Raw genomic sequence first — 21,434 nt, 5'->3', positions numbered from 1 at the left:
GATGACGAACCATAGTCGGATGACCCCTCTTCGGCCGCGGTGGGCTGGCGCGGGGAGCTCAACGGCCAGGAGGCGGGGGAGGGGGACCTCGACTATCAGGAGCCGGCCCGAACGCCGCCGTCAGGCCGGCTCGGTGAGCAGGGGACGTGGCGCCTGGGCCTTGAGGAAGGGCAGCAGCAACAGGGCCGAGACCCCGGCCGCCACCGAGATCACTACGAAGAAGCCGTTCCAGTGCCAGATCTCCATCACCTTGGCCAGGGGATAGCCCGCCAGCGCCGCCCCCATGTAGGCGAACAGGCCGACGAAGCCGGTGGCGGCCCCGGCGCAATCCTTGTGGGAGCACTCGGCGGCGGCCATGCCGATCAGCATCTGCGGGCCGAACACGAAGAAGCCGATGGTGAAGAAGCAGGCCGCCTGCATCACATAGCTGAAGAAGGGCATCAGCCACAGCGACCCCACCGCAAGCAGTATCCCCACCGCGAAGATGAGGTTCATGGGCCCCCGGTTGCCGTTGAACAGCTTGTCCGATCCCCAGCCCGCCACCAGGGCGCCGATAAAGCCCCCCACCTCGAACATGGAGATGGCGGAGTTGGCACTCATCAGGTTGAAGCCGCGCTGCTCCGTCATGTAGAGGTTGCCCCAGTCGTTGATGGCGGTACGCACCACGTAGACCAGCACGTAGCAGCAGGCCAGCAGCCAGATGTAGGGGTTGCCGAGCACGTACTTGTGCAGGATCTGGCGCGGTGTCAGATCGGCATCCTGGGTCTGTTGGGCTATCTCCAGCGCATCGCTTCGCCACTCGCCGACCGTGGGCAGCCCCAGGGTGCTCGGGGTATCCCGCAGTCGCCAGCACAGGATCAGCCCGACCAGTATGGCGATGAGCCCCGGCACTATCATGCCGTAGCGCCAGCCATGCTGCAGGGCTATGGTGCTGACGATGAGCGGGATCAGCGCGCCGCCCACGTTGTGGGCCGTGTTCCAGGCCGACCACCAGAAGCCGCGCTCGGTGCGGGAATACCAGCTGGTCAGCAGCTTGGAGCAGGGGGGCCAGCCCCAGCCCTGGAAGAAGGCGTTGGCGACCCAGAGCGCCGCGAACAGCCAGAGCGACGAGGAGAGGCCGAACAGTATGTTGATGACCCCGGTCGCCATCAGCCCCAGCCCCATGAAGTAACGGGGGTTGGCCCTATCGCTGATGATGCCGGAGAAGAACTTGGAGCAGCCGTAGGTGAGGTAGAACAGGGTCCACAGCATGCCGATGTCGGCCTTGTCCAGCATGCCGCTCGCCAGCATGTCCGGCATGGCGAAGTTGAAGCTCTTGCGGGTGAAGTAGAACACCGCGTAGCCCAGATACATGGTCAGCAGGATGTGCAGGCGCCAGTGGCGATAGCTGGCATCGATCTCGCGCTGATCCCGCACCAGGGGGGCGGCCGGGCGGCTCTTCATAAAGTTCAGCATGGCACTGGGCTCGTCCGGAGTGGGTCGTTACGCATGGGGCTCATCTCGCTTGCGGCTGGGCAGGCTCAGGGTCAGCTGGGTGCCGTGCAGGCAGGAGAGCTGCAGGTTGCCCCCCAGCGCCTGCACCCGCTCGCGGATGCCGAGCAGGCCGTAGCCCTGGGCCGTCTGCTCGGGCAGGCCGCAGCCGTCGTCCTCCAGCAGCAGCTGCAACCGCTCCCCCTGCTGCTGGGCCCGAATGCGGACCGAGCTGGCGTTGGCGTGCTTCACCACGTTGTTGAGGCCCTCCTGGCAGACCCGGAACAGGGTGGCCCGCTGGGCATCGGAGAGATCCTCGTCCGCCAGCCGCCATTCGAGCCGGGTGACTATGCCGTGGCGTTCCAGCTCCAGCTCCCGCAGCAGGCTCTGCACCGCCTGCTCCAGGCTCATGTCGTCGAGCTGGCGGGGACGCAGCCGGCCGAGCAGGCCGCGCACGGCGTCATAGATGCCGAGCGACAACGTATCGATGAGGGCGCTGCTCTGGCCGACCCCAGGGTTGTCAGGCGCGAGCCGGCGCACTATCCCCGCCTGGGTGCGGATGGCGGTGATGGTCTGGCCTATGTCGTCGTGCAGCTCGCGGGCCACCTCCTTGCGGATGCTCTCCTCTGTCTCCAGCAGTCGCTCGGTGAGCTGGCGGTTGTGGGCGAGCTGGCGGGTCAGCGCCTGGTTCAGCTCGCGCTGGCGCTGGATGCCGGCGCCGAGCAGCAGGCCGGTCAGGCTCTGGGCCAGCAGGGAGAGCAGCAGGTCAAGCGGGTGATCGTGCCAGGCCTGGCCCGCCATCAGCGCCACCGTGTTCATCAGGGTGGCGAGCAGGGCCCCCTGCCAGCCGTAACGCCAGGCCATGGCCATGATGGGGATGGCGAGGCAGAAGGGGGTGAAGCGCACCAGCGAGTCCGGCAGGCCGAGCTGCAGCCAGAGGCTGAGCACGAACAGCAGCAGGTACCAGATGAGGTGGCGAAAGCGCCAGTCCACCGGTTGATCGATCAGCGCCGGACCGAGTGGCACCCAGGTGGCGCGGGTGAGGTAGTGCCAGATCAGCATGCAGGTGGAGGTGAGGGTCAGGCCGCCGGTCAGGGTCAGCAGCAGGGCGGTGAGCCCATCCTCCCCGGCCAGGTGCCAGAGCAGGGACTGCAGCAGCGCCGCCGCGGTGACGGTGGCCAGCAGTACCAGCAGCTGCTGCCAGTCGTTGCGCACCCGCTGGCGGCGGGCGATGAGCAGCGGCAGCAGGGTGAGCAGGGTGCCGGCCTGGATCAGCGGCCAGGCTGGCAGGCCTATCTCGCCGTCGAGCCAATAGAGCAGCAGGGTTTCACACAGCAGCAAGGGCGGCCAGTAGGCGAGGGGGCTCTGCAGCAGCAAGCCGAGCCGCAGCCCGAACGGGAACAGCAGCACCGCCAGCACCGGGCCGCCCGCCAGGTGCAGGCCGATGCTCCACAGGCAGAACCAGCCGGCGGCGAAGATGAAGCAGGCCGCCAGCGAGATGGCGACATAGCTGGCAATACGGGGGATCACCAGCTGTCCAGCATGCGGTGGGCCAGCTCCACGTTGTTGCTGACCTGGAGTTTGTCCATCAGGTTGGCGCGGTGGACGTGCACCGTCTTGGGGGAGAGCCCGAGCTGCTCGGCGATGGCCTTCACCTCCAGCCCGCGGGCCAGCAGCTGCGCCACCTCCCGCTCCCGGTTGGTGAGGGGATCCCGGCTGTGGCTGGCGAGCTTGTGGGCGATGTCCGGGGTCAGGTAGCAGCCGCCGTGGGCGGCGGTGCGTACCGCGGCGATAAGCTCCTCCGGGCTGCAGCGCTTGGAGAGAAAGCCTTTGGCCCCCGCCTGCAGCGCCTGCTCGATCAGCGCCGGGCTGTCGTGCACCGACAGCATCACCACGGCGAGGCCGGCGGGCAGGCGCTTGAGCAGCTCCAGCCCGGACTGATCCGGCATGGAGATGTCGCACACGCACAGCTGGACGCCGCTGCCGGGCAGGCCCGCCAGCGCCTCGGCGGCGCTGCCGAATTCGGCAACGACCCGCAGATCGGGTTCGAGATTGAGCAGTTGGGCGAAGCCGGAGCGGACGATCTGGTGATCGTCGATGAGGGCAATTTTTATCATGATGTCAGCCTGAAATCTGCGGCCAGGGTGCTGGCGCGGCCAACAAGATACCCGCGGCCGAGGTCAGGCTCAAGGGGGAGGATAAAGAGTGACCAAGATAAGTGGCGGCGCGCACCCAAAGCTTGATCGGGATCAGGAGGACAGGCGCCTGGCCGCTCAGCAAGGGACGCGCCGCCCCGAGCAGGCTGACGCGCGTCCGCGGCGACTAGCGGTGCAGCTCGCCCGCCCGCTCCGGCTGGTAGACCACTTCCAGGATCTCGACCTGGATGGTGCGACCGGCGGGACCTGGCCAGGCGATGCTGTCACCCACCTTCAGGCCCAGCAGGGCGCTGCCGACCGGTGCCAGCACCGAGATCTTGGATTCGTCCCCCTGGGCATCCTTCGGATAGACCAGGGTCAGGCAGAACTCGGAGCCGCTATTTTGCATCTTGAAGCGCACCGTGCTGTTCATGGTCACCACGTCCGGCGGCATGTCGGCGGGCTCGCGGATCTCGGCGCGATCCAGCTCCTCTTGCAGGGCAAGGTGCTGGGGGTGGTTGCCGAGCAACTGTTCGATGCGATCCAGATCCAGGCTGGAGATCACGAGATGAGGTTGTTTCATAGGGCATTCCTTATCAATGGCGGACAGGACCAGGATGGCGGGCAGGCTGGTCGGTCGAAAAAGTCAGAAGTTGTAAAGAGATCGCACAGGCGGTGCCCCCGAACGACTCGCGGTCAGGGGCGAGGGCGGGGGCTCAATGGGGTGTGAGCAGACTTGAAAAAATCATGAGCGCTTTCATGTGGATACCATAACCATTCTGGACGGCTTTGGCAATTGCCCCGGCCGAGGGCTCAGGGTGCCTGATAATCGTACTGCTTGATGATGCTGGCCAGGCTGCCGTCCCGGCGCATGGCCTGGATCGCCTTGCGCCAGCGCGCTGCCTCCTTGGGCGGGAAGTCGGGATGGGCGGCGAGGTAGATGGCCGTCTGCTGCAGGGTCTCGCCGCGCACCAGGCTGGCCAGCGGCAAGCCGGCCTGTTGCTGGGTATAGCGGGCGGTGTTCCAGGCCACGGCCCAGCCCTGGATGCGGCCCAGCGCCAGCTTGTTGGCGTTGTTGGCCTCCGCCGCCACCGGCTCCACCCTGGTCTCGGCGATGGACTGGATCAGGCTCTGGCCATAGGAGCCGCGCATCACCCCTATGGTCTGCGCGGGCAGCTCCTCGATGGTGAGCGGGGCGGGATGATGCTGGCGGTGGCTGACCAGCACGAAGGCCTCGTCCAGCAGGGGGGTTATCCAGAGAAACTGGGACTCGCGCTGGGGGCTGCGCACCGGCGGCAACAGCAGCACGTCCGGCCGGTGGCGGGTCTGGATGAGAGCGCGGGCCATCGGCATCAGCTCGAAGGTCAGGGGTTCATCCAGGCGGCGGGCCGCCTCCTCCAGCACCTCGATGGCCATGCCGCTCGGGGCGCCCTGGTAGGAACGAATGACATAGGGGGGCACCTCGGCCGCGATGACCGTCACGGCGTGGGCTGACTCCGTGGTCAGCCAGAGGGCACCGAAGGCAAGCAGCAAGACGGAAATACGCATAACGGACCGGGACAAGGATGAGTACGCGAAGTGTACCATCTCTGCCCGTAAAGTGAGCGCCTCCCGTGGCGGGGGCGCCCTCAGTCGAAGAAGTCGCGCAGGTCCAGGGTCTGGTAGTCGTCCAGCTGCTGCCAGGGCAGCTGCTTGGGCAGCGGCTTGAGGGTCAGCGTCATGCGGTAGCTGCGATAGCCGTCCAGGCTCGCGGACTCCACCACCAGGGGGATCTGCCATTGGCTCGACCAGAGGATGCGGGTGCGCTGCTTGCCCTCTCGCTTCTCGTACCAGCGCGCCTGATCGGGCGCCGTCTCGTCGAGGGCGGTCATGCCTTGCAGCAGGGCGGGATCCACGAGATGGCGAATGCGCGTCCAGTCGGGCTTGAAGGCGACCTGGCCATACTCCTCGGCGGGCACCTCTACCAGCTGATTGTGCCAGGCATCCGCGTAGCGCAGCTGCAGCTCGCCATCCTCGGCGCGGCTGACCCAGCGGGCCGCCATCTGGTGGGTGAAGTGCTTGTGGCCGGGGTTGGCGTCGTGGCTGGCGTGGTAGGCGCGGGCCAGGGGCAGCGGGATCAACCGCTGGCTCCACACCTGGTTGCCGACCCGCATCCACTTCTCCTGCCACTGGTTCGCCCGGGCTATGCCGTCGCTGCCGGTGACGCTGTCCTGATAACTGATGCGGGCGGCGAGATCCGGCGCCTCGTCGGCCCGCGCCTGCGTAAAGAGGGTGCTGCCGAGTAGCAGCAAGGGGAGCAAGAGTCTTCTCATCATCTGTCGCTCGAAAGAGCAGGGGCCCGTGCGGGCCCCTGCCACTTACAGGCCGAGCGCCTCCCGCAGTTTGCCGAACACCTTGGTGTTGTCCAAGGTGCCCTTGAAGCGGTCGCTGCCCGCGCCATCGGCAAACAGCATCACATCGCCGCCGCCATGGGTCTCGGCGCCGAGCTTGACGCCGGTCTCCTGCAGGTAGTCGTCCGCCATCACCTGATCGCTGGTGAGGGTGGGGCGCACGTCGGCGCGGTTGGGACCGTTGCCGAATACCAGGGTGGTGAAGGGCTTGCCATCCACGTCGTTCTGGGTAGTGCCGTCGCCGTTCTTGACCAGATCCAGCACCTTGTTGCCCTTGGCGGAGTAGCCGTTGATGGTCATGGTGTGGTCGTGATCGGCGGTGACCACGATCAGGGTATCGCTCAGGTCCACCTTGCCGAGCGCCGTCTTGACCGCCTCATCCAGCGCCACCGCATCGGTGAGGGAGCGCTTGGCGTTGGTGGCGTGCAGGGCGTGGTCGATGCGACCCCCCTCCACCATCAGGAAGTAGCCCTGGCTGTTCTGGCTCAACAGATCGATCGCCTTGGCGGTCATCTCGGACAGGGACGGCTGGGTATTGGCGGCGCCCTTGGCGACGCGGTCCAACTCGTAGTCGAGGTGGGACTTGGCGCTGAACAGGCCGAGCACCTTGCCGCTGCTGACCTTGGCCAGATCGCCCTGGGTGGTGACGTATTGATAGCCCTGGGCGCTCAGCTCGGCGGTCAGATCCCGGCCATCGGCCCGGCCGCCCTTGTTGCTGGCGCTGTAGGGCGTCCAGTGATTGGCACCGCCCCCCATCAGCACGTCGACCCCGTCCCCGAGCGCGGTGTTGAAGCCGGCACCGCCCGGTACCGCCTGCTCGGCGATGGCGTAGGCCGCGTCCCGGTGGCAGATGTGGGAGTAGGTGGCGGCCGGGGTGGCATGGGTCAGCTCTGTGGTGGTGACGGCACCGACCGATTTACCCGCCGCCTTGGCCAGCTCCAGTATGGTCGGCACCGGGGTGCCGTTGTCGCCGGTGCAGTTGTTGATGCCCTTGTTGCCGTTGATGTCCTTAGCCGGAGCGATCGCCTGGGTGTCGCTGCTCATGGCGATCACCTCGTTGTTCATCTTGACGCCCGTGGTGTAGGCCGCCATGGAGGGGGCCGAGTCCGTGGTCTGGGCGTCGTTGGAGAAGGTCTTGATGCGGGCGCTGCGGGGCAGCTTCATGATCTCCAGATTGCCCTCTTCCCCCACCTTGAACAGCCGGGTGGCGGTGAGCACTGTGGGGCCCATGCCGTCACCGATAAACAGGATCACATTCTTGGCGTCGCTGGCCTGGGCCTGGGACAGGCCACCCAGGGCACCGAACAGGGCGGTGCACACCAGGGTCTTTTTCATGGTTGTTGTCATGCTTGTTCTCATGGAATGCTCCTTACAGCTTGGCCGCAGCTTTGACCTTGCCGAACACGGCGGTGTTGTCGAGAGAGCCGTGGAAGCTGTCCGCTCCCTGGCCGATGGCGCCGAGGAAGACGTCGGTGCCGCCATGGGTTTCGTTGCCTATGTCGCCCACCTTGACCACCACCTCCTGGTGATAGTCGTCGGCCGAGACGGTGGCATCGTCCAGCGCGGCCACGCTGCTGCGCGAGCCATCCACCCGGTTGTAGCCGTTGCCGAAGCCGATGATGGTGTAGGGCATGCCGTCGGCATCCTTGCTCGGTTCGCCGGTTTCGTAGTTCTTCACCAGCCCGAGCACGCCCGGGTTGTCGGCGGTAGTCTTGCCGGTGCGCTTGGCATAACCGTTGAGCACCAGCGTGTGGTCATGGTCGGCGGTGACCACGATCAGGGTGTTCTTCAGCTCGGGGTCGGTCTTCTTCACCTCGTCGATGGCGGCCTTGATGGCGTCGTCGAAGGCGAGGGTGTCCTGCAGGGCGCGCTTGGCGTTGGTGTCGTGCAGGGCGTGATCGATGCGGCCCCCTTCCACCATCAGGAAGTAGCCCTTCTCCTTGTCCTTGAGCTGCTTGATGGCAGCCAGGGTCATCTGGGCCAGTGACGGCTCGCTGGCCGGCCTGTCCAGGTCATATTTCATGTGGCTGGAGCCAAACAGCCCCAGCAGCGGCTTGCCCGCCTCGGCCTGGTTCAGCTGATCCAGGTTGCTGGCGAACTGGTAGCCCTTGGCCTGCATCTCGCTGATGAGGTTGCGGCCATCCTCCCGCTTGCCCTGGTCGGCCGCCGGCAGGAAGAAGCTGCTGCCACCCCCCAGCACCACGTCCAGCCCCTCTTTCAAGGCGCCGTTGTAGCCGGCACCGCCCGGCACCAGCTGGGCGGCGATGTCCGCCTCCAGATCCCGGTTGCAGATGTGGGCGTAGGTGGCGGCCGGGGTGGCGTGAGTGACCCGGGTGCTGGTGACCACGCCGGTGCCGCGGCCGTCGGCCTTGGCCAGCTCCAGCAGGGTGGTGACCGGCTTGCCGGCGCTCTGGCTGCAGTCGCTCTCCTGGGTGGCATCACTGTCCATGCTGATGACGCCGTTGTTGCTCTTGACCCCGGTCATGTAGGCGGCCATGGAGGGGGCCGAGTCGGTGACCTGGGAGTCGTGGGAGAAGGTCTTGATGAAGGCCGTCTCCGGCAGGGTGTCGATGGTGAGACTGCCCTCTTCCCCGACGCCGTAGATGCGGGCCGCGGTCAGGGTGTTGAGGCCCATGCCATCGCCGAGGAAGAAGATCACATTCTTGGCGCTGGGTTCAGGGGTGTCGCTGTCGTTTGTGGAGTTGCAGCCGGCGGCCAGGGCGGCGCCGATCATCAATGCAAGTCCTGCCATTTTTCTCATTGGGGTTCGCTCCTTGTAAAACCTGAGCGAAGCCTAGAGGGATCAGATGACACTTTTAGTGAATGTGGATGACAATCCGATGAAGGCAGGATTTAAATGTGATGTTGTATCAATCACTTATTTATGTAGGCACCCTGGCGGTCGACACCCCGGACCCGACCCGACCGCCGGCTTGGTGGTTCCCGTGCCACGGGCTAGAATGGCCTGTCAAATTGGGGCTCCAGCAGGTAAAATGCGCCCCCTTGCGACGCCCGACGTCCGCTCCAGCCGCCACAGCGCGCCCGCAGCCCCTTTTAGAGAGTAACGGATATGTCCATCAACTGGTTCCCCGGCCACATGCACAAGGCCCGCAAAGAGATTGCCGAGGTCATGCCCCAGGTCGATGTCATCATCGAGATGCTCGATGCCCGCATCCCTTTCTCCAGCGAAAACCCACTGGTGCCCGAGCTGCGTGGTGATACCCCGGTGATCAAGGTGCTGAACAAGGCGGATCTCGCCGATCCGGCGATCACCGAGCTGTGGGTGGCGCACATGGAGAAAGAGAAGGGGATCAAGGCGTTGCCCCTGACCCAGCAGGAGCCTGAGAAGATCAAGAACCTGCTGGCCCTGTGCCACGAGATGCTGCCGGAGCGTAACTTCGACCTGCGTGGCGTGCGGGCCATGATCATGGGCATCCCCAACGTGGGCAAGTCCACCCTGATCAACACCCTGGCGGGGCGCACCATAGCCCGCACCGGCAACGAGGCGGGGGTGACCAAGTCCCAGCAGCGGATCAAGCTCGACAACAACGTCATCCTGACCGACACCCCGGGCTTCCTCTGGCCCAAGCTGAACCCGCCCTCCTGCGGTTATCGGCTGGCGGTCACCGCGGCCATCAAGGACACGGTATTCGACTATGCCGACATCGCCATGTTCGCCGCCGATTACTTCATCAAGGCCTATCCGGAGCGCATCAAGGCGCGCTACCAGATTGCGGATCTGCCGGAGACCGAGATCGAGCTGCTGGAGATGATCGCCCGTCAGCGCGCCTTCGTGCGCAAAGGGGGCCTGGCCGATCTGCACAAGGCGTCCGAGATCCTGGTCAACGAGTTCCGCTCCGGCCTGCTCGGTCGCATCTCGCTGGAGACCCCGGAGATGGTGAGCGCCGAGATAGTTGCGGCAGCAGAAGAGGCTGAGGAGAAGGCCAAGGAGAAGGCCGAGCGGGAAGAGGAGCGCCAGGCGCGCGCCCGCCGCAAGTACGCCAAGAAGCGTCAGAAGTAAACATCCAGCCTTCATTCAGACGGGTCCATGGGTTTGACTGGCACAGCCTGATCGGACGACCGGAGGCCCATTCTGACGAGGCAAATAAAAGAGGCGACCCCAGGGTCGCCTCTTTTATTGATGGGACCAGGCTCAGGGATGGCCTCAGCCGAAGTGCCTGTGGGTCTCCTCAAACGGCGAGAGGTGCAGCGGGATCAGCAGCGGCCAGTCGCGCCGGTCGCCGTCACCTCCTGCTTTTTGCCGTCTCACCTCCTCGCGCAGCGCCAGCAGCACGTCTTCACCTTCATACCGTCGCTAAAAGATGGATGAGGATCCTCAATCGACCATATCCCTTCCCTGCTAGCCCAAGGCCCAGTTAATCAATGGGATAATCCTGCTGCTGAGCAGGCGTTGCAGGGGGCAGATCAATGAGGCAACGCCTGTGCGAAGCCAAACCTGGCTGCCGCTCGTTCAGTGCCGATTGACAATGGATTTGGCAGTGGCATGATGCGCTCGCATTTTGACTCTCCTCACGGTTTTATCCATGACCACATACTCCCGGCCAGTGCTGTTATTGCTCTGTGGCCTGCTGCTGTTGACCCTGGCCATCGCGGTGTTGAATACCCTGGTACCGCTCTGGCTCGCCCATGACAATCTGCCGACCTGGCAGGTGGGAATGGTCGGCTCCTCCTATTTCAGCGGCAACCTGCTGGGCACCCTGCTGGCGGGAGCGCTGATCAAGCGCGTCGGGTTCAACCGCAGCTACTACCTGGCCTCCGCCCTCTTTGCCGCAGGCTGTGTCGGGTTAGGGCTCACCCTTGGCTTCTGGAGCTGGCTTATCTGGCGATTCTTCGCAGGCGTCGGCTGCGCCATGATCTGGGTGGTGGTTGAGAGTGCGCTGATGTGCAGCGGTAACGCGCGCAATCGGGGGCGCCTGCTCGCCGCCTACATGATGGTCTATTACATGGGGACAGTGCTCGGGCAACTGCTGGTCAGCACGCTGCCGACCGGTCTGATGGATGTGTTGCCCTGGGTGACTGGCCTGGTATTGGCCGCGATCCTGCCGCTGCTGTTCACCCGCATTGTCAACGAGCACAGCGAACAGCAGGGGACAACCCGGGTGTGGCCGATGCTGCGCCTGCGTCAGGCGCGTCTTGGGGTCAATGGCTGCATCATATCCGGCATAGTACTGGGGTCGCTCTATGGCCTGATGCCACTCTACCTGAACCACCAGGGGGTGAGTGATGCCGGTATTGGCTACTGGATGGCGGTGATGGTGAGTGCTGGCATCCTGGGGCAGTGGCCGATAGGCCGTCTGGCGGACAGGTTCGGTCGCTTGCCGGTGCTGCGGATGCAGGTGCTGGTGGTTATCCTGGGCGCTTTGGCGATGCTCGGTGCCGTGGCGATGGGTCCGGCGCTCTTCATCTTGGGCGCCGCCGGTTTTACCCTCTATCCGGTGGCCATGGCCTGGGCCTGCGAGAAGGTCGAGCAGCATCAGCTGGTGGCGATGAATCAGGCGCTGCTGTTGAGCTACACCATCGGCAGCCTGCTCGGCCCGGCCTACACCGCGCTCTTGATGCAGCACTACTCGGATAACCTGCTGTTTATCATGATAGCCAGCGTGTCGTTTATCTATCTGCTGATGCTGCTGCGTCCCATGGGTGAACATCCGACGCCGGTGGCACATGCCTGATGGCCCTGACGGCACATCCCTGATGGAAAAGGGCGCCGAGAGCCATGGATGACGCCGTGTCATGTCCTGGCTGGGCTCTGATGACAGGCTCAGCATGGCGCAGTTGTGCGCTATATAACAACAAGGCGGCCCCGGGGCCGCCTTGTTGTTATCAGGATCTGGCACGCGGGGCAGGGGTGCTAGCCGTAGCGTTTTTTCGCCTCTTCAAACAGGGACAGGTGCAGCGGGATCAGCTGTGGCCAGTCGCGCCGGTAACCGCCCCCCGGCACGGCGGCGATGGGCAGGCCCTGCTGCCACGCGCAGTCGAATACCATGGCGTCCCGCTGGCGCACCCCTGCATCGCTCAGGGCGAGATAGCCGAGCTCATCGGCCTGGTGCACATCGACTCCGGCCTGATAGAGGATGAGATCGGGGCTGTACAGGCGCAGCGCCAGTGACAGCGCCTGGGCCAGGGTGTCGAGGTAGGCATCGTCCTGCATGCCGCTTGGCAGGGCGAAGTCCAGGTGGGAGGCCGGTTTGTCGCGGGGGAAATTGTGCTCGCCGTGCAGGGAGAGGGTGATGATGTCACGGCTGCCGGCGCACAGCGCCGCGCTGCCATCCCCCTGATGGACGTCGAGATCCACGATCAGCACCCGCTCGCAGCGCCCCTCATCCAGACAGGTCCGGGCCGCGATCACCAGATCGTTGAACAGGCAGAAGCCGCTGCCATGCGCCCTGTGGGCATGGTGATAGCCGCCGGACACCTGCAGGCCACAGCCCTGGGCGAGGGCATGGCGGCTGGCCGCCAGGGTGGCGCCGACCGAGTGCAGGGTGCGCTCGATCAGCAGGGGCGACCAGGGGAAACCGAGCCGGCGGATGGCCTGCTCGTCGAGCCGACCGGCCAGGGCCGCCTGCACATAGTCGGCGTCGTGAACCCGCACCAGCTGTTCATGGCGGACGGGGCGGGCCTCCTCCAGCGGATACCCTAATGCCAGAAGCCTCTGGTAGAGCGCCTGATACTTGGCCAGCGGAAAGCGGTGGCGCTCGGGCAGCGTCAGGGCGGAGTAAGTGGCGTGATGAAAGATGCGAAGGGACATGGGATCAGGCGGGGGCGGATATGAAGAAGGGGAGCCAGGCTCCCCCTTATTTGCTGGCATGAAGACGCCATTACTGCTGCTGGATCACCCAGATCTGGAAGGCTTTGCGGGTTTCCGCATCGGCCTTGTTGTACCAGTTTTGCAGCTGGGTCAGGGCTTCCGGATTGCTCTGGGCCTTGCTCGGTGCGGCTGCGACCGGGGCGCTGGCGGCGGCCATCACGGCGGCGCTGGAGACGGCAACGGCGGTTGGCTGGTTGAAGGCCTTGCCCATCTTGAGCAGCTCTTGCTGGTAGTCGCGGGTCAGCTGGAAGCCACCCACGGTCGGCATGACGAACTGCTCGCTGGCCAGGGCCTGGCCGCTGCTCTTGTCCTTGAGGACGACCTTCTGCTCTTTCACGAACTGCTTGGCTTCTTCTTCGGTACGGGGCTTCTTGTAATCCAGCATCAGGGTCTGGTTGTCGGCGGCGGTGAAGTTGATCACCAGCGGCTCGGCGGTCACCAGCTTGATGTCGTTCCGGTTGGAGTAGTTGCCTTCGAAGGCTACCACCAGCTGGTGCTTGCCGGCTCCGATGGGGAAGCTGCTGGTCTTGTCGAGCAGCTTGGGATTGATGGTCACGCCGTCGAGTAACTGCACCACGTAGGGATTGCTTATTTCCAGTTGGCTACTTGCCAGGGCGCTACCTGCCCACAACAGACCAGCCAGGGCCGGCACCAGAACAGTCAGTTTCATTTCATCTCCTTGAACAGTCAGGCGATTGCCCACTGAAAAATAGGGGCTCATTTTTGCAGGTTTGCCCCACAGCAGCAATAGGCGTTTATGGCGCCCCCGGCGGGATGGCTACTGACTTGTCTATCAAATAAGTCAGGGTACCTGTTACTCGATGCGGCGGGTGAAGGGGGGAAGCGCATCGAGCAGGCCCTTGCCGTAGCGCTTGGTCAGAAGGCGCCGATCGAGAATGGTCACTCGGCCCCGATCGGCTTCCTTGCGGATCAGGCGACCACAGGCCTGAATGAGTTTGCGGGATGCTTCTGGCACCGTCAGCTGCAGGAAGGGGTTGCCGCCGCGTTTCTCGACCCACTCGGCGGTCGCCTCCTCCACCGGGGAGTTGGGCACGGCGAAGGGCAGCTTGGTGATCACCAGGTTGGTGAGGTAGTGACCGGGCAAGTCCAGCCCCTCGGAGAAGCTGCCGGTGCCGAACAGTATGCTAGCCTGGCCGCCGTCGCATTTTTGCTTGTGCAGGCTGAGCAGGGCGTTGCGGGAGGCCTCGCCCTGCACCAGCAGCGACAGCCCTTTTGCCCGCAGCCCCAGCGCCACCTCGTTCATCTGCCGGTAGGAGGAGAACAGCACCAGACTCGCCTCCTTGCCCGCCAGCAGGCGGGGCAGGGTATCGATCAGCTCCTGGGTAAAGGCGGGGGCACTGGGCTCATGGGCCATCTTGGGCAGGTAGAGCTCCGCCTTGTGGTAATCGAAAGGGGAGCGCAGGCGCAGATAACGGGTGCCATCGTGCTCCTTCAGTCCCACCTGATGGCGGAAATAGCTGAAGGAGGAGAGGGCGGTGAGGGTGGCCGACACCAGCACGGCGCCGATGCAACGGGACCAGAGCCACTCCTCCAGCAGGTAGCCCACCTCGATGGGGGAGGCGTGCAGCCAGATGTCGCCATCGTCGCTCTTGGCCATCCAGCGGGCCAGCGGGGTCTTGCCGGTCGGCACGTGGCGCCCCAGCATCTCCCACAGGGCGCAGAAGCTCTCCAGCCGCTGCAGGTGAAAACCGCTCTCCGCCAGCAGGGGCTCGGCCTCCTTGCGGCGGATTTCGCCATCCTTGAGCGCCTCGCCGATGGCGCCCTGCATCCGATCCAGCGCCCGCAGCGCCTTCTTGCTCGCCTCCTTCAGGTTCTCCGCCAGCATGGGCAGGGGGTCGGGCAGCACGCCGTCGGCAAATCTGTGGTGCTGCTCGCTGCCAAACAGCTGCTCGTTGCCGGCGAGCCACTGCTCCAGCGCCTTGAGATCGGGTTGCAGGGAGGCCAGCGCATCCTGCAGTTTCAGCTGGGGATCGAGCAGGCTCTCCTTGTTGAGGGCCCGGGCCAGCTTGCCCGCGCTCTGCGCCAGCTTCTCCAGCCAGCGGCGCGAGCCCTTCACGCTGGCGGAGGCGGCGCCGTGATCCCGCGCTATGGTCGGCAGGTGATGGGCCTCATCCAGCACGTAGATGCATTCGTCCGGTGGCGGCAGGATGATGCCACCCCCCATGGTGAGATCCGACAGCAGCAGGGCATGGTTGACCACCAGCACATCGGCGGCGTCCATGTCGTTGCGGGCGCGATGGAAGGGGCAGTGCTGGTGGTGGCTCAGCGCCTTGTTGCAGCTGTGGCGATCGGCGGCGATCCGCTCCCAGCACAGGTCCGGAATGGGTTGCGCCCAGTTGTCTCTGTCCCCGTCCCACTTGCCGTCGGTATAGGCCTGCCACAGCGCCTGATAGCGCGCCTTGTCGGCGTCCGTTGGCTTGTGTTTGCTCAGGGCGCCGAAATCGAATTCGAAGTTGGCCATCTCCGCGCCCTGGGCGGCCTGCTCCAGCAGGTGCTCGCAGCAGTAACGCTGACGCCCCTTGACCAGCATGAAGCGAAACGGCAGCTCGCTGTGACGGTGATAGAACGGCAGATCCTTGTGGATCAGCTGCTCTTGCAGGGCGACGGTGGCGGTGGAGATGATCAGCTTCTTCTGGGTGAGGCGCGCCACCGGGATGGCGCCCTGGGCATAGGAGAGGGATTTGCCGATGCCGGTGCCCGCCTCGGCTACCAGGATACGACGAGCCCTGTCATATTCGCCGGTCAGGGTTTTGGCGATCTCGGCCACCAGAAAATTCTGCTCCTTGCGCGGCACAAAACCGGGTAAGCCATCGGCAATCTGTCGATAGGTATTGCGAATGGCGGCTTTGAGGCGGGTAGATAGCATGAATGAGCGGTGACCGTGTCGAAGGGGATGGAAGACAGGATACCCGCAACAGGCTGGTGGGGTCGAGGCAAGGAGAGATCAGGCTATGCCGCCCGGACTCGGCGTTTATAGTCTGGGGGCTCGTGGCGGTGCAATAAATCCCCAAAATTGGGCGAGAAAAGCAGTGACTATCGCTGTAAACGTTTTCCCTGGCGGAGCAAACAATGTGAGATTCAGCTCACAAAATTTTCGTTTTGACTATGCATTTGCCGAAAAGTTCCAAGTTTTTTCGTTGCGGATCGGAAAACCCAGTGATAGTCTCGGCGGCATAGTGATGCAAAGAACATCGCTAACACAGGGAATAACAAGGACTTAGTGTTTAATTACAGTAGGCATTGGAAACAACTATGAAAAAGACAATTCTGGCTATCGCTATCCCGGCTCTGTTCGCATCTGCCGCTAACGCCGCAGTAGTTTATGACAAAGACGGTACTTCTTTTGATATCTATGGCCGTGTTCAGGCTAACTACTACACCGACCACAACGATGCTGATGCAGAGCTGATCGGTACCTCCCGTCTGGGTTGGTCCGGCAAAGTTGCCCTGAATAACACCTGGTCTGGCATCGCCAAGACCGAGTGGCAGGTCGCTTCCGAGAACTCCAACAACAACGATTCTGACAGCGACACCTTCAAGGCTCGTCACGTTTATGTCGGTTTCGATGGTACCCAGTACGGCAAGATCATCTTCGGCCAGACCGACACCGCGTTCTACGACGTGCTGGAGCCGACCGATATCTTCAACGAATGGGGTGACGTAGGTAACTACTACGACGGTCGTCAAGAAGGCCAGATCATCTACTCCAACAGCTACCAGGGCTTCAAGGGCAAGCTGTCCTATCAGACCAACGACGACACCGCTGTCATCGTCTCTGACGTAGGTGGTCAAACCGTCACCGACGTGTTCCCCAACCTGAAGCGTAACTACGGCTATGCAGTTGCTGCCGGTTATGACTTCGACTTCGGTCTGGGCCTGAACGCCGGTTATGCTTACTCCGACCTGGAGAACAAGCTCAACGGTGATTCCGGTGACAAGGAAGAGTGGGCTGTTGGCGCACACTACGCCATCAACGGCTTCTACTTCGCCGGTGTCTACACCGAAGGCGAGATCAGCAATGACACCAACGGTAACGGCGGCAAAGGCCACGGTTACGAGCTGGCTGCCTCCTACAACGTTGACGCCTGGACCTTCCTGGCCGGTTACAACTACAAAGAAGGCAAGGACAAGCTGGCTGGTTCTTCCTACGAAGACCAAGTTGACGAAACCCTGCTGGGCGTGCAGTACAACTTCACTTCCAAGCTGAAGGCTTACACTGAATACAAAATCCAGGGTATCGACGACCTGGACGACGAGTTCACTGTTGCCCTGCAATACAACTTCTAATCCAGTCCTGGTACTGAGTTAGTGGATAAACGGCCAAGCTTGCTTGGCCGTTTTGTTTTGTCTGTTCCTCCCATCTGTCCTCTCGTCAGCCGCCCTGGCAACCCTCTTTTCCCTATTCTCCCTTGCGCCAGCTCACGTTGTCTCTTTTTTGCCCTTGGCGCTCTTGGCGTAAATCGCTAGATTATTCAATTCGTTGAAGTAAGGTCGGCCGACAGGGAAGGATGCGTTTGATCGATTTCAGTCACCCCGAGTGGCGGGCGTTGGCCCGCCAGCTGCTGACCGACAGCCCCCTGGTGATCCGCGGTCGCCAGTGGCAACCCCTCATCGGCATGCTCAAGGACAACCAGCTGCTGCTCGCCCTCGGCAACCACCACTATGAGCTGACCCCGGCCGGTCGCCGCTATCTCACCCGGGAATTGATGCTGGCCGAGCTGGCCAGCGCGCCGCCCGAGCCCGAGGAGTGGCTGCACGGCCAGGGTTGGCAGCTGGGTGAGCGGGTCAACGAGCGGGTGCTGGCGGCGCTCTATCGCAAGGGGGAGGCGAGCTTCAGCCCGGTCGAGCAGATCAACTTCGAAGACAAGGGCATCCGCTTGTGTGGCGATCAGCCGCTCCGGCTGCGTTCGTCTCGGCCCTTCAGTCTGTTTTTCAGCGACGGCACCCTGCTGGATGCGGCTCCCTGGCTGCGGACGCTGGGGGAGGTGGCCCTGCCCGCCCGCACCCTGGCGGGGCTTGGCAAGATCCTGTGGGGGGAGGGCGATATCCTGCGGCTGATCAGCACCGACTCCGTCGGCGCCTTTGCCGAGTTGGCCTTGCCCCCGGACGCGCTGCTGGTCTGGATCCCCCTCGAGGATCCTGGCGCCCTGCAACCTCTGATCGCGGCCCTGCCACCCCATATCCTCTGGAGCCATCTCACCGCACTCGATCCGGCCGGGGTGGATCGGGTCCAGGTACTGGCCCAGCGGCTCGGCCGTCCGGCCAGCTGGTGGTTGCCACGGGAGCTGGCGCCCATCAAGGCGGCCTATGCCAGCGCGCCGATCGGTTCTCGTCCCTGGGAGCCGAGCCGGATCCCTCGGCCATTGTTAGCGATTTGTAGCGATTTGATTGAGTCAAATGGTGGCTTGTCGGCCGAGGTGTGCGCGCTGGCGCCGGAGTGGTATGCCATCGGCTGATATTGCCGCAGATGCCGTTGAGAAAGCTGTTTTCCCTCATTGAGCGCGATGGTATAAAGAGTTGACGAAGCACTTGCCAGACGAGCGCTTCTGTCCGCCACCTTTTGTGTGCCGCTTTTTGTTTGCCACTGTTTTAAAAAAGCGCCTGCCACCCAACACATTCAATGGAATACAGGGACTACCATGTTTGAAAAGGTTGTTGCCGCCCCAGCGGATCCGATCCTGGGCCTGACCGAAGCCTTCCGTGCCGACTCTCGCAGCCACAAGATCAACCTGGGTGTGGGGATCTACAAGGATGAATCCGGTGCCACCCCCATTCTGCACTGCGTCAAGAAAGCCGAGCAGAAGCTGCTCAGTGATGAGAAGACCAAGAATTATCTCGGTATCGAGGGCAACATCGAATATGCCCGCATCGTGCAGCAGCTGCTGTTCGGGCAGGACTCGGCCCTGATGGCCAGCGGCCGTGCCAAGACGGCACAGGCGCCGGGTGGCACCGGTGCTCTGCGCATCGCCGCCGAGTTCGTGGTGCGCAACGGCCTGGCCAACACCATCTGGATCTCGGATCCCACCTGGGCCAACCACGTCAGCGTGTTCCAGGCCGCTGGTCTGACCGTGAAGTGGTACAAGTACTACGATGCGGCGACCAAGGGGCTCGATTTTGCCGCCATGCAGGCCTCCCTTGCCGAGGTGCAACCCGGCGAGCTGGTGCTGCTGCACGGCTGCTGCCACAACCCGACCGGCATTGACCCCACCACCGAGCAGTGGCGTGCCCTGGCCAAGCAGAGCGCGGCCGCCGGCTGGCTGCCGCTGTTTGACTTTGCCTATCAGGGCTTTGCCCGCGGCATAGAGGAAGATGCCGAGGGTCTGCGCATCTTCGCCGAGTGTCACGACGAGCTGCTGGTGGCGAGCTCCTTCTCCAAGAACTTCGGCCTCTACAACGAGCGGGTCGGGGCCTTCACCCTGGTCAGCGCGAGCAAGGCTGTGGCCGATGTGGCCTTCACCCAGGTGAAGACCGTCATCCGTGCCAACTACTCCAACCCGCCGTCACACGGCGCCGCCGTGGTGACCGCCATCGTCAGCGATCCGGCGCTCTATGCCGAGTGGGTGGAGGAAGTGACCGCCATGCGGGTGCGGATCCGCGAGATGCGCGAGCTGCTGGTGGAGAAGCTGGCGGCCCTCGGGGTGAGCCAGGACTTCGGCTTCATCCGCGAGCAGAACGGCATGTTCTCCTTCTCCGGCCTCTCCAAGGATCAGGTCGAGCGCCTCAAGAGCGAGTTTGCCATCTACATCGTCGGCTCCGGCCGGATCAGCGTGGCCGGGATCACCCGCGCCAACATAGATCCGTTGTGTGACGCCATCGCCAAGGTGCTGTAAGCAACGGAGCATCGATCCCCGTGTCGATATAGATCCGCTCTGTGATGCCATCGCCAAGGTGCTAGAGTCCTCTGGACTGACGGTATTGAGTCGATAAAAAGCCCGCCATATCCGGCGGGCTTTTTTCATCTTGAATCGGCTGCGTTGACTTAGCGGCGGCGCTTGTTGCCCCCCAGCAGGGAGCCCAGCACGCCGCGCACTAGCTGACGTCCCACCTCGTTGCCCAGGGTGCGGGCCACGCTCTTGGCGGCGGTCTGCACCACCCCATCGTGCTGGCCACCGCGGGGGCCGGTGCGGCCAAACAGCATGTCGCTCAGGGCATCGAGCAGTCCCCCCTCGGCGGGGGCACCAGCCTGGGCCGGGGCCAGCGTCGGCTTCTCCCGCGCCACGCCCTGGTCTTTGGTTTCTGCCTGACCGTTGAGGCGCTCGAAGGCGGAGTCGCGATCCTCCCTGACCTCATAGCGGCCGTAGAGCAGGGAGCCCCGGATCAGGGCCTGGCGCTCGGCCTCATTGAGCGGGCCTATGCGGCTGGCGGGGGGCGCAATGAAGGCGCGCTCCACCACGCTGGGACGCCCCTTCTCATCGAGCAGGGAGACCAGGGCCTCGCCCACGCCGAGCTCGGTGATGATCCCGGCCGCATCGAACGCCGGGTTGGCCCGCAGGGTGTTGGCGGCGATCCGCACCGCCTTCTGATCGCTCGGGGTGAAGGCGCGCAGGGCATGCTGCACCCGGTTGCCAAGCTGCCCCAGCACGCTGTCCGGGATATCGGCCGGACTCTGGGTCACGAAGTAGACGCCGACCCCCTTGGAGCGGATGAGCCGCACCACCAGCTCGATCTTCTCCAGCAGCGCCTTGGGCGCGTCGTTGAACAGCAGGTGCGCCTCATCGAAGAAGAACACCAGCACGGGTTTGTCCGGATCGCCCACCTCGGGCAGTTGTTCGAACAGCTCGGACAGCAGCCAGAGCAGGAAGCAGGCATAGAGCCGGCTGGACTGGGTCAGCCTGGCCGCCGCCAGCACATTGAGATGGCCGTGACCGGCCGCGTCTGTCTGCAGCAGATCCTGGATATCCAGCATGGGCTCGCCGAAGAAGTGATCCCCTCCGGCACTCTCCAGGGTGAGCAGATTGCGCAGTATGGCGCCCACTGAGGCGGTGGAGACGTTGCCGTAGCGGGTGGTGAGGAACTTGGCGTTCTCCCCAACGAACTGCACCATGGCGCGCAAGTCTTTCAGATCGAGCAGCAGCAGGCCCTCGTCGTCCGCCACCCTGAACACCAGCTCCAGCACGCCGCTCTGGGTGTCATTGAGGCCGAGCAGGCGGGCCAGCAGCAGGGGCCCCATGTCGGAGACGGTGGCCCGCACCGGGTGTCCCTGCTCGGCGAACAGATCCCAGCACAGCACCGGGCTGGGGGCGAAGGCGGGGGCCGGGATGCCGAGTTGGGCCAGGCGGGCATCCAGTTTGGTGGACGGGGTGCCTGCGGCCCCCAGACCCGCGAGATCGCCCTTCACATCCGCCAGGAACACGGGCACCCCCAACCGGGAGAATCCCTCCGCCATCACCTGCAGGGTCACCGTCTTGCCGGTCCCGGTGGCGCCGGTGATGAGACCGTGGCGATTGGCCAGGGCCGGTAGCAGGCAGATGGGACGGCCATTGGCATAGGCGAGGGTCAGTGGTTCGGCCATGGGGGACTCCTTATCTCGGTTTGTCGTGCAAAGAGAAATCAGGCTGATAGGAGTGTGGTGGCAGAGCCAGTTGATGG

18 protein-coding genes are annotated in these 21,434 nt (G+C 64.0%); 5 read left to right on the top strand and 13 right to left on the bottom strand.

Annotation, left to right across the window (positions count from 1 at the left end):
- Positions 1-120 precede the first annotated feature (120 nt).
- From KW825_RS03705 to KW825_RS03670, 8 genes are all read right to left on the bottom strand, one after another.
- Entirely contained in the window at positions 121-1,455 is a 1,335-nt protein-coding gene (locus KW825_RS03705) for an MFS transporter (protein WP_218328275.1), read from the bottom strand.
- Positions 1,456-1,482: 27 nt separating this feature from the next.
- Positions 1,483-3,000, bottom strand: coding sequence for a signal transduction histidine-protein kinase/phosphatase UhpB (uhpB, locus tag KW825_RS03700; protein WP_218328274.1), 1,518 nt, complete (start codon positions 2,998-3,000; stop codon positions 1,483-1,485).
- On the bottom strand, positions 2,997-3,587 hold the full coding sequence (gene uhpA, locus KW825_RS03695; protein ID WP_033131170.1) for a transcriptional regulator UhpA: 591 nt from the start codon (positions 3,585-3,587) through the stop codon (positions 2,997-2,999). The genes uhpB and uhpA overlap by 4 nt, the downstream gene beginning before the upstream one ends.
- Before the next feature lie 205 nt (positions 3,588-3,792).
- A complete protein-coding gene (gene rnk / locus KW825_RS03690) occupies positions 3,793-4,188 on the bottom strand; it encodes a nucleoside diphosphate kinase regulator (RefSeq protein ID WP_033131171.1) in 396 nt (131 codons plus the stop codon).
- Positions 4,189-4,418: 230 nt separating this feature from the next.
- Entirely contained in the window at positions 4,419-5,153 is a 735-nt protein-coding gene (locus KW825_RS03685) for an ABC transporter substrate-binding protein (protein WP_218328273.1), read from the bottom strand.
- A gap of 80 nt (positions 5,154-5,233) precedes the next feature.
- Complete coding sequence (locus tag KW825_RS03680) at positions 5,234-5,917, bottom strand: hypothetical protein (protein ID WP_218328506.1); 684 nt, start codon at positions 5,915-5,917, stop codon at positions 5,234-5,236.
- Between the two features lie 45 nt (positions 5,918-5,962).
- Positions 5,963-7,342 carry an alkaline phosphatase gene (locus tag KW825_RS03675; protein ID WP_371315777.1) on the bottom strand — a complete coding sequence of 460 codons (1,380 nt, stop codon included), beginning with the start codon at positions 7,340-7,342 and terminating at the stop codon, positions 5,963-5,965.
- A gap of 22 nt (positions 7,343-7,364) precedes the next feature.
- The gene (locus tag KW825_RS03670; RefSeq protein ID WP_218328271.1) at positions 7,365-8,756 is read right to left on the bottom strand and encodes an alkaline phosphatase; all 1,392 of its coding nucleotides are present in this window, start codon (positions 8,754-8,756) and stop codon (positions 7,365-7,367) included.
- Positions 8,757-9,065: 309 nt separating this feature from the next.
- On the opposite strand from KW825_RS03670, the gene ylqF reads away from it, so the two are divergent.
- Positions 9,066-10,016, top strand: coding sequence for a ribosome biogenesis GTPase YlqF (gene ylqF / locus KW825_RS03665; RefSeq protein WP_042654573.1), 951 nt, complete (start codon positions 9,066-9,068; stop codon positions 10,014-10,016).
- Positions 10,017-10,160: 144 nt separating this feature from the next.
- Here the strand turns inward: ylqF and KW825_RS20500 are convergent, their stop codons facing one another.
- The gene (locus tag KW825_RS20500) at positions 10,161-10,289 is read right to left on the bottom strand and encodes a hypothetical protein (RefSeq protein WP_256353764.1); all 129 of its coding nucleotides are present in this window, start codon (positions 10,287-10,289) and stop codon (positions 10,161-10,163) included.
- Between the two features lie 250 nt (positions 10,290-10,539).
- On the opposite strand from KW825_RS20500, the gene KW825_RS03660 reads away from it, so the two are divergent.
- Positions 10,540-11,688, top strand: coding sequence for an MFS transporter (locus tag KW825_RS03660; protein ID WP_218328270.1), 1,149 nt, complete (start codon positions 10,540-10,542; stop codon positions 11,686-11,688).
- 179 nt (positions 11,689-11,867) lie between these two features.
- On the opposite strand, the gene KW825_RS03655 is transcribed toward KW825_RS03660, so the two are convergent.
- The 3 genes from KW825_RS03655 to dinG all read right to left on the bottom strand — a co-directional run bounded on the left by KW825_RS03655 (position 11,868) and on the right by dinG (position 15,711).
- A complete protein-coding gene (locus KW825_RS03655) occupies positions 11,868-12,764 on the bottom strand; it encodes a histone deacetylase (protein WP_218328269.1) in 897 nt (298 codons plus the stop codon).
- A 70-nt stretch (positions 12,765-12,834) separates the two neighbouring features.
- The gene (locus KW825_RS03650; RefSeq protein ID WP_218291917.1) at positions 12,835-13,494 is read right to left on the bottom strand and encodes a DUF2057 domain-containing protein; all 660 of its coding nucleotides are present in this window, start codon (positions 13,492-13,494) and stop codon (positions 12,835-12,837) included.
- A 144-nt stretch (positions 13,495-13,638) separates the two neighbouring features.
- Complete coding sequence (gene dinG / locus KW825_RS03645; protein WP_218328268.1) at positions 13,639-15,711, bottom strand: ATP-dependent DNA helicase DinG; 2,073 nt, start codon at positions 15,709-15,711, stop codon at positions 13,639-13,641.
- A 386-nt stretch (positions 15,712-16,097) separates the two neighbouring features.
- Between dinG and KW825_RS03640 the strand changes: the two genes are divergently transcribed.
- The 3 genes from KW825_RS03640 (at position 16,098) to KW825_RS03630 (ending at position 19,675) form a co-directional block, all read left to right on the top strand.
- Complete coding sequence (locus tag KW825_RS03640) at positions 16,098-17,132, top strand: porin (protein ID WP_218328267.1); 1,035 nt, start codon at positions 16,098-16,100, stop codon at positions 17,130-17,132.
- A gap of 227 nt (positions 17,133-17,359) precedes the next feature.
- Positions 17,360-18,301 carry a hypothetical protein gene (locus KW825_RS03635; RefSeq protein ID WP_218328266.1) on the top strand — a complete coding sequence of 314 codons (942 nt, stop codon included), beginning with the start codon at positions 17,360-17,362 and terminating at the stop codon, positions 18,299-18,301.
- Positions 18,302-18,484: 183 nt separating this feature from the next.
- Positions 18,485-19,675 (top strand): amino acid aminotransferase, encoded by a 1,191-nt coding sequence (locus KW825_RS03630; protein ID WP_218291913.1) that lies wholly within the window; start codon positions 18,485-18,487, stop codon positions 19,673-19,675.
- Between the two features lie 149 nt (positions 19,676-19,824).
- On the opposite strand, the gene KW825_RS03625 is transcribed toward KW825_RS03630, so the two are convergent.
- Positions 19,825-21,357 (bottom strand): helicase HerA-like domain-containing protein, encoded by a 1,533-nt coding sequence (locus KW825_RS03625; RefSeq protein ID WP_218328265.1) that lies wholly within the window; start codon positions 21,355-21,357, stop codon positions 19,825-19,827.
- Between the last annotated feature and the right edge of the window lie 77 nt (positions 21,358-21,434).

The organism is Aeromonas sp. sif2433 (assembly GCF_019218705.1).
GTDB classification, from domain to species: domain Bacteria; phylum Pseudomonadota; class Gammaproteobacteria; order Enterobacterales; family Aeromonadaceae; genus Aeromonas; species Aeromonas encheleia.
The sequence above is the reverse complement of the archived record's forward strand: the minus strand, read 5'-3'. Positions and strand labels throughout refer to the sequence as shown.